14 protein-coding genes are annotated in these 14,063 nt (G+C 70.6%); 8 read left to right on the top strand and 6 right to left on the bottom strand.

The window, feature by feature from the left end; genetic code table 11:
• Positions 1 to 130: 130 nt before the first annotated feature.
• Positions 131 to 334, bottom strand: coding sequence for a hypothetical protein (locus ABZ318_RS35900; protein ID WP_356906621.1), 204 nt, complete (start codon positions 332 to 334; stop codon positions 131 to 133).
• A gap of 523 nt (positions 335 to 857) precedes the next feature.
• Here ABZ318_RS35900 and ABZ318_RS35895 point away from each other — a divergent pair.
• From ABZ318_RS35895 to ABZ318_RS35885, 3 genes are read left to right on the top strand one after another with little or no spacing between them, the layout of a single operon-like run.
• On the top strand, positions 858 to 3,002 hold the full coding sequence (locus ABZ318_RS35895; RefSeq protein ID WP_356906620.1) for a helix-turn-helix transcriptional regulator: 2,145 nt from the start codon (positions 858 to 860) through the stop codon (positions 3,000 to 3,002).
• Positions 3,003 to 3,005: 3 nt separating this feature from the next.
• Positions 3,006 to 4,001, top strand: a complete 996-nt coding sequence (locus ABZ318_RS35890) for a hypothetical protein (protein WP_356906619.1) — start codon at positions 3,006 to 3,008, stop codon at positions 3,999 to 4,001.
• Positions 3,998 to 4,861: a DUF6339 family protein gene (locus ABZ318_RS35885; RefSeq protein ID WP_356906618.1), complete on the top strand. Its 864-nt coding sequence runs from the start codon at positions 3,998 to 4,000 to the stop codon at positions 4,859 to 4,861. Before ABZ318_RS35890 ends, ABZ318_RS35885 begins: the two co-directional genes overlap by 4 nt.
• 9 nt (positions 4,862 to 4,870) lie before the next feature.
• Here ABZ318_RS35885 and ABZ318_RS35880 read toward each other — a convergent pair whose 3' ends face one another.
• The 4 genes from ABZ318_RS35880 to ABZ318_RS35865 form a co-directional block, all read right to left on the bottom strand.
• Entirely contained in the window at positions 4,871 to 6,472 is a 1,602-nt protein-coding gene (locus ABZ318_RS35880; protein ID WP_356906617.1) for a DNA cytosine methyltransferase, read from the bottom strand.
• 46 nt (positions 6,473 to 6,518) lie between these two features.
• The gene (locus ABZ318_RS35875) at positions 6,519 to 7,505 is read right to left on the bottom strand and encodes a DNA cytosine methyltransferase (protein ID WP_356906616.1); all 987 of its coding nucleotides are present in this window, start codon (positions 7,503 to 7,505) and stop codon (positions 6,519 to 6,521) included.
• Positions 7,498 to 7,929 carry a very short patch repair endonuclease gene (locus ABZ318_RS35870; protein WP_356906622.1) on the bottom strand — a complete coding sequence of 144 codons (432 nt, stop codon included), beginning with the start codon at positions 7,927 to 7,929 and terminating at the stop codon, positions 7,498 to 7,500. The genes ABZ318_RS35875 and ABZ318_RS35870 overlap by 8 nt, the downstream gene beginning before the upstream one ends.
• A gap of 70 nt (positions 7,930 to 7,999) precedes the next feature.
• Complete coding sequence (locus tag ABZ318_RS35865) at positions 8,000 to 9,001, bottom strand: SEC-C domain-containing protein (protein ID WP_356906615.1); 1,002 nt, start codon at positions 8,999 to 9,001, stop codon at positions 8,000 to 8,002.
• Between the two features lie 63 nt (positions 9,002 to 9,064).
• Here ABZ318_RS35865 and ABZ318_RS35860 point away from each other — a divergent pair, with 63 nt between their 5' ends.
• Positions 9,065 to 9,874, top strand: coding sequence for a class E sortase (locus tag ABZ318_RS35860; RefSeq protein ID WP_356906614.1), 810 nt, complete (start codon positions 9,065 to 9,067; stop codon positions 9,872 to 9,874).
• Here the strand turns inward: ABZ318_RS35860 and ABZ318_RS35855 are convergent.
• Complete coding sequence (locus ABZ318_RS35855; protein WP_356906613.1) at positions 9,822 to 11,231, bottom strand: MFS transporter; 1,410 nt, start codon at positions 11,229 to 11,231, stop codon at positions 9,822 to 9,824. The two genes, ABZ318_RS35860 and ABZ318_RS35855, sit on opposite strands and share 53 nt — an antisense overlap.
• Positions 11,232 to 11,321: 90 nt before the next feature.
• Between ABZ318_RS35855 and ABZ318_RS35850 the strand changes: the two genes are divergently transcribed.
• The 4 genes from ABZ318_RS35850 to ABZ318_RS35835 all read left to right on the top strand — a co-directional run bounded on the left by ABZ318_RS35850 (position 11,322) and on the right by ABZ318_RS35835 (position 14,034).
• Positions 11,322 to 11,843, top strand: coding sequence for a helix-turn-helix domain-containing protein (locus tag ABZ318_RS35850; RefSeq protein WP_356906612.1), 522 nt, complete (start codon positions 11,322 to 11,324; stop codon positions 11,841 to 11,843).
• Between the two features lie 88 nt (positions 11,844 to 11,931).
• A complete protein-coding gene (locus ABZ318_RS35845) occupies positions 11,932 to 12,228 on the top strand; it encodes a DUF6412 domain-containing protein (RefSeq protein WP_356906611.1) in 297 nt (98 codons plus the stop codon).
• A 91-nt stretch (positions 12,229 to 12,319) separates the two neighbouring features.
• Entirely contained in the window at positions 12,320 to 13,039 is a 720-nt protein-coding gene (locus ABZ318_RS35840; RefSeq protein ID WP_356906610.1) for a YidC/Oxa1 family membrane protein insertase, read from the top strand.
• Between the two features lie 137 nt (positions 13,040 to 13,176).
• Entirely contained in the window at positions 13,177 to 14,034 is an 858-nt protein-coding gene (locus ABZ318_RS35835) for a fumarylacetoacetate hydrolase family protein (RefSeq protein WP_356906609.1), read from the top strand.
• Positions 14,035 to 14,063 lie beyond the last annotated feature (29 nt).

Here is a 14,063-nt window from a genome sequence, read left to right as displayed (position 1 = left end):
CCGGCCACCTCGGCCGCGATCCACCCGTCCAGGTCCTCCGGCGTCCGGGGCTCCACCCCGTCCGCGCCCAGCACCGGATGCCGGGACCCGCACAAGGCCGGCCCGTCGCACAGTGCTGCACAGGCCGGTGTCAGCCGCCGTGGTCGGCGGTTCCGTACTGTTCGACGTCGAGGCCGTGGACTTCCCTGAGCTCCTCTTTCGTCGTTCCGTGGTCGTCGGTGACCTGCTTCCGTTCCACGTCGGTGGACGCCATGCTCCAGGCCAGCTGGACGGAGCTTAACTCCCGACCGCTCGAAGCGGCCGAACAATGGGCGAATCCGTACGAATCAGCCACCTCCGAAGAATCATCCACGGTGAATCACCATCCCTTTATTCGAAGTGTTTTTCGATACGCTGCACCGCCGCCCGGACAGCCGTGCATGGCGGCCGCTCCGAGCAGAATGAGGAAAATACCAGAGGAATTCTTTCTGGTCACGCCGACCCTCGTGAGGGCTTCTCGTGGAGCCCTTTGGGGCGTGCGTCGACGAAGGGGTGGGGTGGAAAAGGGTGGAGTTCTCCCCACGTTTCCGTCGGAGGCTTTCCAGGTGGGATCACCTTTTCCGGCTCCTTGAATGTAGGGGAAACCTCCCCGGGGCGCCAGGCGGTTCGCTATTTCTCCATCAATGGAATTGCGGATTCCGTATCGAGCGGTCGCACAGTTGACTGCAAAACGGGCATTGCGGAGAAAATAGATGCAATTCGGTCGACGCTGTAAAGGCTCTCTGGCGGCTGAAGATGTCAAGTTCTGATTGACAAGATCTTCTGTGTCAAATTAGCCTGCCCGTGTCCGTAGTCACAGGCAGGAGTGGGGTGGTCGCGTGGAGACAGGCGAGGAGTTCGGGCCATGGTTGGCCCGTCAACTCAGGCTCGCTGGCAAGTCCCAGGCGGAGCTGGCCGAAGAGTTGGGGCTGACCCGGGCCGCGGTCTCGGCGTGGATCACCAAGCGATCGGTCCCGCGCCCGACCGTCATGGCGGAGATCGCCAAGGCCCTCGGGACCGACCTCGGGACGGTGCACACGCGCACCACCGACACCCAGGCCGGGCTTCCCGTCACCTGGTACCACCGGCCCGGCTATCACGACGGCGGACGGGACGGGGGCAATGCCGCGGCCTTCGCCTTCGACGCCGACGTCCAGGTGCTCGCCCGGGAGACGTGCCAGAACAGCCTGGACGAGCGGCTGGCCGAAAACGGTCGCCCTGTGCGTGTGCGGTACACCATCCACGAGCTCACCGGCGGAATGCTGGACGCCTTCCGCAAGGCGATCCTCTGGGACGACCTCCACCCCCACTACTCGTCCGTCTCGCAGGCCGCCTCTCACCAGAAGGTCGGACGCGTGGTGGACGCCGGCGTGCGCGACATGTTCGAGAAGGGACGCCTCGTCCTTCTCCGCATCGACGACTACAACGCCTCCGGCCTCACCGGCGACGACTACGACGACGGCAAGTTCGCCGCCGTCGTCCGTCGCCAGCTGGAGAGCCTCAAGTCCGGTCGCGGTGCGGGCGGTTCCTACGGCCTCGGCAAGGCGACCCTCTGGGCGACCAGCGCGCTCGGCATGGTCCTCATCAACTCCACGCTCTCCGTCCCCCACGAGGGCCGGACCGAGCGTCGTGTCATCGGTCGACTGGAGCTGCCCTGGCGCTCCGTCGACGGACAGGCGTACGCGGGCCCCGCGTGGCTGGGGCGCCCCGATCCGGACAGTCCGGGTGCGCAGGTGGCCCGCTCCTGGTGGGCGGACGAGGAGACGGTCGCGAGCCTCCACCTCACCCGCGACAGCGACGAACCCGGCACCTCCTTCCTCATCGTCGGCGCCCACGACGTGGCCAGCCTCGACCAGAGCACCGTCGACCTCGACGCCGACGAGGAGGACGGTGCCGACGACGACGGGACCCGGGACGTCCGAGCCATGCACCGACGGTTGGTCGAGGCATTGGGGCGGGACTTCTGGGCCGCGATGACCGCTGGCGGAAACCGGCTCCCTCTCCTGGAGACCTCGGTACGCACCCTGCGCAACGGCGAGGTCGTCATCGAGGAGGAGAAGGTCGACCCCACCGTCACCCAACCGTCCCGTACCAGGGCCCTACGTGCCTTCTACGAAGGAACGACCGTGGACCGGCTCACGGAGGCCGGTCAGGTCGCCCTCCGGACGGTCCCGTTCAAGTTGCCTCTCGCAGGCGGGCGTCGCGGTACGCTCGGCACCCACCAGGCCGTGCTCCTGGTCACGGACGCCGAGGACGCGGACGGCGTCCCCAACCAGGTCCATTCGCTGCGCGGCAACCGGATGACCATCAAGAAGTCCGGGGTCGCGGGACTGCCCCTCGGTGTCAATGCCTTCCAGGCCGTTCTCCTCACGGGACACGCTGCCGGGGAATCGGTCCCCTTCGCCGAGGAGGCCGAAGACTTTCTGCGTGCGGCCGAGCCGCCCGAGCACGACCGTTGGGGACAGACGGAGGAGCTGACCCTGCGCTGGTCGCACACCGCCCACCACCGCATCAGCAGGCTCACCACCGAGGTCAACGCGGCGGTGAAGGAACTGGTCGCCAAGCCGAAACGCTCCGCCGGTGAAGGGGGCACGAAGCTGCGAAAGGCGCTCACCGTCCCACGGAAGGCCGCGACACCCCGGCGCGCAGCGGGGGCGGGTCTGCCGGAGCTGGATGCTCTGGAGGCCTCGATCGGCGAGGCGGGAGAGTGGCAGATCACCGCAGAGGTGAAGCTTCCCCGCGCCGATGAGCTCCCCAGCATGACGCCGACGGTCCTGCTCGACGTGAGGTCGGGCAGCCGTCCCAGACTCGACTGGGCGGAGCTCGTCGCCGTGGACGGCTGCGAGGTCGAGGACGGTGTGCTCCGCTTCTCGCCCGGCGCCAGGCGCGCCGTGTTCAAGGGCTGCACCGACGTCACCAGCCATCCGGTCCGTACCGCGCTCACACGGCTCGTGCTCGAACTGCGTGCCGGCAAGGGGGAGTGAGCCATGAAGTTCTACCCGTACAAGCGAGTCATCCGCCCGATCACCCTGCGGGTGACCTCCGCCGCGCTCAGACTGCCCGACGGAAACCGCGACCATCTGGACACCTCGGCGTACTCCAACCAGCAGCGGACCGTCGCTCTGGGCGTGGCGCAGCACGCGGACTGGGAGTCGGCCAGGATCGGCCTGTCCGCCACCCTGCCGCCGGGTGTCGACTCCGATGACGCCCCGTGGACCGAGCTGCGTGTCCTGGCCGTCCTCACCGACGGTGAGACGAACGTGCGCACCGCCGTCGACCTCCGGCAGGACGCCCCCGGGAGCAAGGAGTGGTCGGGGGCCGTCGAGGTGCTCCGCGACGACCACGTCGGCCGCGCCACGCTCGCGGCTCTGGCCGTCGCCACGGTCGACGGTGTGCCGGGCAGGTCGATCGCGGAGACCGACGAGGACTGGACCGTCGACGTCGCCGCGGAGGAACCGCTCGGCGGCCTGCGTCTCGATGTGAAGCAGGTCAGTTTCTCGAAGAGTTCCCGGGAGTGGCTGCGCCCCTACTCGGACGCGCCCTGGATCGTGGATGCCTCGGGACGGCTGCCCACGGTCCTGATCAACGGAGACATCGAGGGCTTCTCCGACCTGCTGGGAGCCGAGAGCGGGGGTCTCGAGAGCAAGGTCCACGAGATGCTCGTCGCCCAGATGGCCACCGACGTCTGGACCGCGGTGTTCCACAGTGCCGTGGGCGATCTGGAGGTGGAACCCGACGGCTCGCCGGTCTTTCCCACCGACTGGCAGGGCGAGGTGCTGCGGGAGATGCTGCCCGACGTCGTTCCGGGCGTCCACGTGGAGGAGGCACTCCGCCGGGTCCACCGGCGGCGTACCGGCGACGCGGGGTGGGTGGAGCTCCAGACCCGCATCCACTACGCGGCCGTGCGGCGCGCCGGCGCGAGCAAGGCGCTCACCAACGCCCTGCGCGGGCTTCAGCAGCTGAACCGAGGGGACAAGGCATGATCGAGAAACCGCACCACCTCCCTCCCCGGCTCGGCCTGCTGTCCGGGGCGGCGGCGGACCCCTTCCTCACGGAGGACCTGCTCAACGGGGCCGAGGGCCACGGGGGAGTGGACCTCGCGAAGGTCGTCGAGCCGCTGCCGGAGGACGATCCCCGCTGGGAGGTCGAACAGCTCAGGGAACTCGTGGAGGACGCGCGGCACGGGTTCCGTGACAACAGGACCCAGGCCGATGCCTGGTTGGCGCCCCGCCTCCACGCGACCATCCGCCTCACGCGGCGGGAGGCGGCGGACAGAAGGCTGTGGACCCATCTCGCCTTGGCCGTCGCCCCGGACTACGTGGCGTGGCGGCACATCTCCCCGAGCAGGTCGAAGATCAATCCGGAACGCTTCAAGGGCGCGCTCGATCGGCAGTGCTTCTCGCGACTGTGGTGGGCGGCAGAGATGTTCCGCAACGGGAGCGACTACTCGCCGGTCGAGGCTGCCTGTGCCAACCAGGACCTGATCCACTCCGCTCTGCGGCGGGACCTCATCGACCACCGGCCCACAGCCCAGGCTCTGGTCCGTGTCCTGGGGCGGGGGGTCGCCACCACCGGCCGTGAGATCGAAGGCCTCATGACGGCGATCAACGCCGCCGGAGCGACCCTTGTCTACGACGTGTTGGCCCCGGACGAGCCGCGCGACCCCGAGGCGTTGCGTCGCTGGGTCGCAGGGGCTGAGACGGCGCCCTCGGTACCACGGCACTCCCTGCCGGCCGGGCCCGACGAGGAACCCGTCCCGGAGAAGTCGGTGGCCGCACTCACCGACTTCTTCGCCGATCTCTTCGAGACGGCTCCGGTCAGAGGACGGACCGCGCAAGGCTGAGCGGGAGGGTCACCTGCCGGTGAGCGGGTGACCCTTCAGACCGCGGTGATTGAGGGGCTTCACCCTCTTCTCCGGCTTCCAAGCCACCAGCTTCTCGACGCTCTCGTCCAGCCTGATCTCCACCTCGCGCTCGTCCAGGTCGGGTTCGAGCACATGTCGCAGCACGTTCAGGGCGAGCCTGGGGGGCACGGCATTGCCGATCTGTTGCGACACGTCGTTGCCGTCCCACGGGTATGCGGCGGGGAATGTCTGCAACACTCCGGCCTCGGCATGGTTGAAGCGGTCGAGCTTGTCGGGGAGATCCGTGTCGGTGCCCTTGTGGACCACACGGTTCCGCGACACCTTTCCGGTGATCGTGGCGGAGGGGGCGTCGTGGTCACGCCGACCACGGGCCTCCGGCACGCCGCCGGTTCCGTAGTTGGAGACGACGGTGAACGGGGGACGGCTGCGCACCGGCACCTCGCCCGAGAAGTGCTGGGCGTTCTCCAGCGCGGTCTTCCTGGCGACACGTAGCGCGGTCTCCATGGAGACCCACTTCTCGGGCTTCCTCCGGGGGCGGTCGTTCTCGTTCTCGGCGTTCTCCAGAGGCAGCGTGTCGGCCTTGTCCGCCTTCACCGGCCCGGGGCGGGAGGAACCTCGGTGGTACAGCTCGTGAGTCTCCTCCACCTGCGGAAGAGGGTCACGGCGGCCCGGTTCGAACCGGGCCATCAGCACCGCGCGCCGTCGGGTCTGGGGGACGCCGAAGGCCTCGGTATGCATGAACTGCGTCGCGGTCCGGTATGTGAGGGTGTCGAGCACTGCTGCGTACTCCTCCCACACCCGCATCACCGCCGGCACCTGTTCCAGGATGACGGCCTCGTAGGGCGTCGAGCCAGGTCGCCTGCTCCGCTCGATGACCCACCAGAGGGGCTGCAGGACGAGTCCGGTCCGCTCGTCGCCCAGCTCCTCGAGCCTGACCTTCAGCTTTTCGAGCGCCCCGTCGAGATCGCCGAATTCCTTGAGCAGACGAGTGAGCTCGGCATCCTGGAATTCGAGGGCCTGAGGCGTCTTGAGCTCCTTCAGGAGTTGCTTCGCCTCCTCCGACGGGCTCCCCAGTTCCTCGAGTCTTTTTCGCATGGCCTTGCGCTTCTCGGTCCTGGACTGTTCCACCGCGCGCTTCTCGGCCTTGATCGCCCTGGCCTCGACCTCCTTGCGCCGGAGTTCCTCGTGGATCTGCCGCCAGGTGCGGAAGACCTGCCTCCAGGCCGGCAGCGGGTCTGGGGCATCCGCGGTTTCGCGTACGACTGTGTGCAGGCGATCGATGTAGCGGAGCACGTCGTCCAGCGCCCTGCGACCCGCGCCGTGCCCGGCGACGGTGAAGGTCTGGCACGGCGGTCCACCGGTCAGCACCTGGGCATGAGGGAAGAAGGCGGCACGGTACCGACGGACATCGCCCTTGAAGGTGTCCATCCCCGCCTTGGCCCGGGTCGCACACGCTCCGGCGTCCCACTCGATGCCCGTCACCTCGTACCCGAGGACATGCGCAGCCACATCGAGCCCACCGGGACCTGCGAAGAGATCCAGAATGCGGAACTTCGCCGGTGAGGAGTGTTGCATTTCGACGTGACTCATGGGCCCGAAGTCTAGCCGGCGGGCAGGGGTGCCCAGTACGCCTCGGTCACGCCCTGTGGACAGAACGCAGAGCGGTCGCGATGGCCGCACCCAGCGCCCTGCCCACCGGCGGGGGCGTGGCGTGACCGATCTGCCGGTACCGGGATGTCTTGCGGCCTGTGATTCGCCACTCCGGGGGGAACGACTGCAGGAGGGCCGCCTGATCCACTGTGATCTTCACCATCTGCGCGGGGTCGGCCGAGCGCGGCCACACGTACTCCGGCCCAGGCACCTCGTCCGCCAACGAGCCGGCGTTCACCCCCATGCGCGCCCAGGCCCGCTTCGTACCGGACGGGCCGAGGTCCGCACCGCCGCGATTCTCCGATCCCCCCACCAGCGTCGGAGCCACGGTCGACGCCTGGGCCGCCCAGACCTCGGCCTCGCCCCAGCCCCGGGCCCTCATGGAAGGGAGCAGGACCCGACCCACCGGGACGGGCTCGTCCACCGTCGGCTCGGGCGGCGCGAAGGCATCGAACCACGGTTCCTTGAGCGCCACGAGAACGCCCTGCCGACGCTCCTGCGGCACCCCGAAGTCCGCCGCGTTGAGCACGAACCAGCACAGTCGATAACCGAGATGGGTGAGTTCGTCCCGGACGAAATCGCGAATGCCGGCGTACGTCGGGGAGTCGACGAGAGCGGGCAGGTTCTCCAACAGCAGGGCGCGCGGCTGGATCGAGTGGACGAGATAGATCGTGGCGGTGAGCAGCCGCAGTTCCTGATCGCTGTCGGTACGACCCACGGCTGCCGAGGCCTTCACGCGCGGGAGCCCGGCCGACAGAAGATCGACGTCGAAGGTCTCCGGGTGCTCGTCCGGAAGGAATTCGATCAGGTCCCCACGCACCACGTTCCACTGTGGCCTGTTGGCGAGCAGGGTCTCGCACGCCTGAGGCTTGTCGTCGAGGAGAAGCACGGGCGAGAAGCCCGCGCTCTCCAGCCCCGACGCCAACCCGCCGGCGCCGGAACACAGGTCGACGAAGCGAAGTCGATCATTCATCCGTCACCTGCCCGTCCCTTCGGAAGCCGTGTTTCGGGGCGATGCGCTTCAGGCGCTCCCGATCCACCGTCGCTCGTACGGTCGTGGCGACCTCGTCTGCCGGCATGTGCTCCCAGAAACGCAGAACCACCCATCCTTGGGCCTCCAGGTGTTCGGTCGTCTCCCTGTCCCGCGCCATGTTGCGGTCGAGTTTCTGCCGCCACCACTCGGCATTCGCCTTTGGCTGCGTGGCGTGCTCGGGGCAGCCGTGCCAGAAGCAGCCGTCGATCAGCACGGCCACCTTGACAGAGGTGAAGGCGACGTCGATCCGCCGCCGAGCCATGCCCGGCACGGGGAACTCGACGCGGTAGCGCAGGCCGGCCGCATGGAGCAGGCGACGGACCGCGAGCTCGGCGGCGGTGTCCTTGCTGACCTGCCTGCTCATGCGGGCCGAGACGGCGGGGGAGGACGGAACGGCTTCGGTCACATCTGCATTCTGCCGGAGGTCCGGTGCGTCACTCCGCCCCGTGGCACTCCCCATAAGCCCGCCCCGACCCGCACCAGCACCCCGCCCCCCGGGCCGGTGGCCAAGCTGTTGCTCGGCCTCGGGCTGCCAGGGTGGTGGCGTACTGGGGGAGGAGGTCGGCGTTCGAGGGGTGGGTGGATTCCGAGGCGGCGAAGGCTTCGTAGGAGGGGACCGTGGCGCGGACGATGCCGAGGTTCGGGGTGCCCGCCTGGGACAGTTCGCGGAGGGAGGCCTCGATGTCCGTCAGGTGGGCGCGGTACGTGGGGTACTCGGCCTCCAGCTCCGGGTAGGCCGCCAGGAGCTCGTCCAGTTCCGCTTCCGGCCAGTGGAGGACCGCGACCGGGAAGGGGCGGGAGAGGGCCGTGCGGTACGTGCCCAGTTCCGAGCGGAGGCGGGCGATCTCCGCCTGGAGCTCCGCCGGGTCCGAGGAGCCGAGCGACCACAGGCGCTTCGGGTCGTGGAGTTCGTCCAGCCCGACCGTGCCCGTGTGCAGCCGGTCCGCCAGGTCGTCCCACTCGTCGTGCGTCAGGGCCAGCATCCGGCGGATCCGGTGCCGGGTGGTGATCAGGGAGCGGGTGGCGTGGGGGAGGTCGTCCCAGGGGGGTGTGATCAGGAGCTTCGTCGCCTCCGTGAGGGTCGACTCCGCCGCTTCCAGTTCGTCGTGCGCCTCCAGCGTCTCCGCTGTGGTCTCCCACGCCGCCGCGTCCGACGGCTTCGTCCGCCGGAGGCCCTCGATGATCGCGCGGGCCTCGGCCTCGTGGCCGTACTCCCACAGGTTCGCCGCCTTCAGCGCCCTGATCAGGTGCGGGTTCGCCGGCTCCCCGCCGAGGAGCTCGTCGTACAGGGCCGTCGCGCCCGGGCGGTCTCCCGCCAGTTCGCGGTGGGCCGCGGCCCGGAGGTACAGGGGCTCCCGGTCTCCCGGGTACTGCGCTGCCGTGCGCAGCAGACGTTCGGCTTCGGTGAGGTGGGCGGCAGGCGTGTCTGGGCGCATGCCCTCCACCGTACTGCTGTACGGGCCTGGAGAGTTGGCACCCCAGCGCTTATCGTGCCCCGCGTGCGCGTCACGCAACGGGAGCGGGTGCCGGTCGTCGTCCAGAGGGGAGGACGATCTCGTACGGGCGCACGCGCGCTGTGGCTGGGCGCCGAGACCGTCGTCACCTGCGGGGTTCTCCTCCTGCTTCTCGTCGTCCATCAGCTCTGGTGGACCAATCGGGAGGCCCGCGCCGAGGCCCTCGACCAGGTGCGCGTCCTGGAGCGGGAGTGGGGCACCCCTCCCCCCGTCCGGAGTGAGAGCGGTGTTCCCGGTGACGCCCCCGGGGGGTCCGTGGGAGGGGCCGGCGAGTCCCCGGTTCCCGTGCCTTCTGAGCCTTCCGTGGCCTCAAGCACCGCGGGGCCGTCCCGTACCGCCTCCCCCGGCTCCTCCGACGCCTTCGCCGTCCTCCGCATCCCCCGGCTCGGGCTCACCGTCCCCGTCGCCGAAGGCGTCTCCAAGCGGTCCGTCCTCGACAAGGGGTACGTCGGGCACTATCCCGGCACCGCCGGGCCCGGGCGCGTCGGGAACTTCGCTCTCGCCGGGCACCGGAACACCCACGGTGAGCCCTTCCGGTACATCAACCGGCTGGAGGGAGGGGACCGGATTCTCGTGCGTACGCGTGCGCGTACCTATGTCTACCGTGTTGATCTCGTGTTGGCGTCGACCGCTCCCCGTGACGTCGGGGTCATCCGGGACGTTCCCCGGTCGATCGTCAGGCCTTCGTACGGGTACGCGGAGCCAGGGGCCTATCTCACGCTCACCACCTGCACCCCCGAGTTCAGCAGCGCCTACCGGCTCGTCGTCTGGGCGAAGCTGGTGTCGGCCGGGTGAGTCGGCCCAGCGCGAGCGTGAGCACCGCGCCCGTGAGTGCCAGGACCGCCGAGACCAGGAGTGCCGTGTCCGGGTTCCTCGTCACCAGCGCCAGCGTCAGGGCCACCCCGGCCGAGGAGCCGATGTAGCGGGCGGTGTTGTTGGCGCCCGAGCCCATCGCCGCCCGCTCCGGCGGCACCGAGTCGACCGCGAGCCGGGGCAGCGCCGCGTTCAGGAGGCCGCTGCCCGCGCCCGCCGACAGGAGACCGGGAACGAGTCGCGGCCAGGGGCCCTCAAGGCCGCCGAGGAGGGCGAGGATCCCCGCCGCCGACAGGGCGAAGCCCAGGGCCAGTTGGTACGTGGCGGAGAGCCGGCCCGCCAGTCGGCGCGCCTGCAGTGCCGCCGCGAACGCCGTGCCCGACCAGAGGAGGAAGAGCCACGCCGAGCCCAGCGGTGTCATCCCCGCCCCGCCCTGCAGCAGCGCCGGCACCACGCTGAACAGGCCGATCACCGCCAGGCCCGTGAACAGCGCCCCCAGCGTCGACGCCAGGAACGCGGGCCGCCGCAGCAGCGCCAGGTCCACCATGGGCGCCCGGCTCCGGTGCTCGACCGCCGTGAACAGCGCCGTCAGGGCGGCCGAGGCCAGGAGGAGCAGGGCCACCGGGGTCCGCAGCCAGCCGTCGCGGCCCAGCGTGAGCGCGGTGAGCAGGGCCGCCAGGGCCAGGCCGAGGGTGGTCGCGCCCGCGATGTCGGGGCGTGTCGCCCCGGTGTCCTTCCGTGCGTCGGGGGCCAGTGTCCGTGTTCCCGTCGCCGCGATCAGCAGCGCCGCCGCGCCCAGCGTCCCGTACGCCAGCCGCCAGTCGGCCAGGCTCAGTGCGCCCGCGAGGAGCGGGCCCAGGGCGATGCCGGCGCTCACCGAGGCGCCCCAGATCCCGGTGGCCCTGATCCGGTCCCGGCCCGTCGGGTACGCGTGGGCGAGGAGGCCCAGGCTGCCCGCCAGGACGGCCGCGCTCGCCGCGCCCTGGGCGATCCGGGCCAGGGTGAAGGCGAGCGTCGAGCCGGTGAACGCGCCGAGCGCCGTGGTGAGGCCGAGCGTGAGAGTGCCCAGGAGGAAGATCCGGCGCCGTCCGTGCGCGTCCGCGAGGCTGCCGGCCACCAGGAGGAGGACGGCGAGGCCGAGCGGGGTGCCGTTGAGCAGCCAGGCCCGCGCCGAGGCCGGCGTCCCGAAGGCGGCGGCCGTGTCGGGGAGGGTCAGCATGGGCGCCGTGTAGTTCATCAGGGCGACCGCGGTGGCCGCGGCCGTGACGGCGAGGGTGGCCCGGGGGCGGTCGGCGCGGGTGCGGGACCCGGGCGGGGCCTTGACGGTGAGCGGGGGCATGGCGGGGTCCTCCACCTGTCAGTTCGGTGAATGAACCTTAAGGTAGCAGCAAGGTTCGTTCACCGAACCCGCTGTGCGTACGATGGACCCATGGCTCTCGGCAAGGACTACGCCCGGCAGCAGTGCTCCATCGCCCGCGCCCTGGAGGTCATCGGCGAACGCTGGACCCTGCTCGTCGTCCGCGACGCCTTCTACGGCGTCCGCCGCTACAACGACTTCCTCGTCCACCTCGGCATCCCCCGCGCCGTCCTCGCCGCCCGCCTCCAGGCCCTCGTCGAGGCCGGCGTCCTCGACCGGCGGCGCTACCAGGAGTCGCCCCCGCGCGACGAGTACGTGCTCACCGAACGCGGCCTCGCCCTCTGGCCCGTCCTGCGCTCGCTCGGCGCCTGGGGCCGGGCCGAGGTCCCCGGAGCCGTACCGCTGCGCCACTTCCACCACGCCGACTGCGGCACCGAACTCGGCCCGTACGGCGAATGCCCCTCCTGCCGCCTCCCCGTACCGCTCGCCGACGTCGAGATGCGGCCCGGCGCCGGGCTCGACCCCGACCCCGCCGATCCCGTCAGCCGCGCCCTCCTCCGGCCCCGCCGCCTCCTCGTTCCCCTGGAACCGTGAACTTCCGAGGGATGTTCTTCCGTGCGGGAACTTCCGTGGCCTCCTGTGCGTCCTCACCGTCGGACGGCCGAGAGGAGGAGGTGACGGGATGACCATCAGGGACCTGGTTCTGCGCGTCGTCGCGCCGCTGTTCTTCCTGCTCGCCCTCGCCGACCTGCTCCTCTCCGACGGCGCGAGCCTCTCCACCGCCGTCGCCCTCGCCGCGACCGGCGTCGTCCTCGCCCTCCTCGGCGCCCGTACGGCCCCCGCCGTACCGCCCACCGCCGTGCGCACCGCCATCCGCGACCGCGAGCGGCGCACCGCCTTCCTGCCCCAGCGGGACCCCGACGCCGCCGGCCGTCGCAGACCCCGCGCTCCCGGCCGTCCCCTCCCGACGGCCGCGTAGGGAGCCCGTACCCGTACGACAAGCACCTCTCGCGGACCCGTCATGCCGAATTCCCACGCCCCGGCACGACGAGACCCCACGGAGGGCTCCCTTGAACGTCTTCGCTTCCCTGGTCGAGCGGCTCGCCGACCTGCTCCAGCCGCTCTTCGCCACCACCGCCACGGCCGCCGCGATCGTCCTCTTCACCCTGCTCGTACGGCTCGCGGTCCACCCGCTCTCCCGGGCCGCCGCCCGCGGGCAGAAGGCCCGCACCCGGCTCGCCCCGCAGCTCGCCGCCCTCCGCAAGAAGCACGCCAAGAACCCCGAGCGGCTGCAGAAGGCGGTCATGGAGCTGCACGCCAAGGAGAAGGTCTCGCCGTACGCGGGCTGTCTGCCGAGCCTGCTCCAGGCGCCCGCGTTCTTCCTGATGTACCACCTCTTCTCCAGCGGGAGGATGGCCGGACACAGCCTCTTCGCCGCCCCGCTCGGCGACCGCTACGCCGACGCCCTCGCCCACGGCGGCGTCCTCGGCCCGGCCGGCCTGGTCTACCTCGTGCTCTTCGCGATCGTCGCCGCCGTCGCCACGTACAACTACCTCCGGGCCAGGCGGCAGCCCGCGCCGGTCGCGGTGGAGCCCGGACAGCCGGGCGCCGGGTTGGCCGCGGGCATGGCCCGGTACCTGCCGCTGCTCTCCTTCGCGACCCTGATCTCGGTCGCCGTCGTGCCGCTGGCCGCCGCGCTCTACATCGTCACCAGCACCACCTGGACCGCCGTCGAGCGGGCCTTCCTCTACCGGGACATGCCGCAGGCCGCCCTGGTTACTCCCGCGTAAGGGTCCAGTGTGTGAACGGGGTCTTGCAGAGTGACCCGTCGTCTTGGAGGATCGACCAATCCTCCGATGGCCGCACTCCATCGGCCGGGGCACCCTCTGGGCCTTTCCGGGCCCACCTCGACCACAAGGAGAAGACCATGAAGCTGCTGCGCGTCGGCCCGCCGGGAGCCGAGCGTCCCGCCCTGCTCGACCAGGACGGGACCCTCCGCGATCTGTCCGCCCTCGTCGACGACATCGACGGCGGTCTGCTCGCCGACGCCTCCGCCCTCGACCGCATCCGGGGCGCCGCCGGCGCCGGCGTGCTGCCCGCGCTCGACGCCACCGGGCTGCGCGTCGGACCGCCGGTCGGCCGCATCGGCAAGGTCGTGTGCATCGGGCTGAACTACCACGGGCACGCCACCGAGACCGGCCAGGCCACCCCCGCCGAGCCCGTCGTCTTCCTCAAAGCCGCCGACACCGTCGTCGGACCGGACGACACCGTGCTCGTACCGCGCGGCTCGGTGAAGACCGACTGGGAGGTGGAGCTCGCGATCGTGATCGGCCGCACCGCCCGCTACCTGGAGACCGACGAGGAGGCCCTCGCGCACGTCGCCGGATACGCCGTCGCGCACGACGTCTCCGAGCGCGAGTTCCAGATCGAGCGCGGCGGCACCTGGGACAAGGGCAAGAACTGCGAGACCTTCAACCCGCTCGGCCCCTGGCTCGTCACCGCCGACGAGGTGCCGGACCCGCAGAACCTCGGCCTGAAACTGTGGGTCAACGGCGAGCTCAAGCAGGACGGGCACACCTCGGACCAGATCTTCCCGGTCGCGGAGGTCGTCCGGTACGTCAGCCGGTTCATGACCCTGTACCCGGGCGACGTCATCAACACCGGCACGCCCGCGGGCGTCGCCATGGGCCAGCCGGAGCCCAAGCCGTACCTGCGTCCCGGCGACGTGGTCGAGCTGGAGGTCGAGGGCCTCGGCCGGCAGCGGCAGGAGCTCAAGAGCGCCTGATCCCAGGAGTACGAGAACGGCGACGCCCC

Origin of the sequence: Streptomyces sp. NPDC006197, assembly GCF_040613865.1 — a bacterium.
Classification (GTDB): Bacteria; Actinomycetota; Actinomycetes; order Streptomycetales; family Streptomycetaceae; genus Streptomyces.
This window is presented reverse-complemented; position numbering and strand designations above follow the sequence as displayed.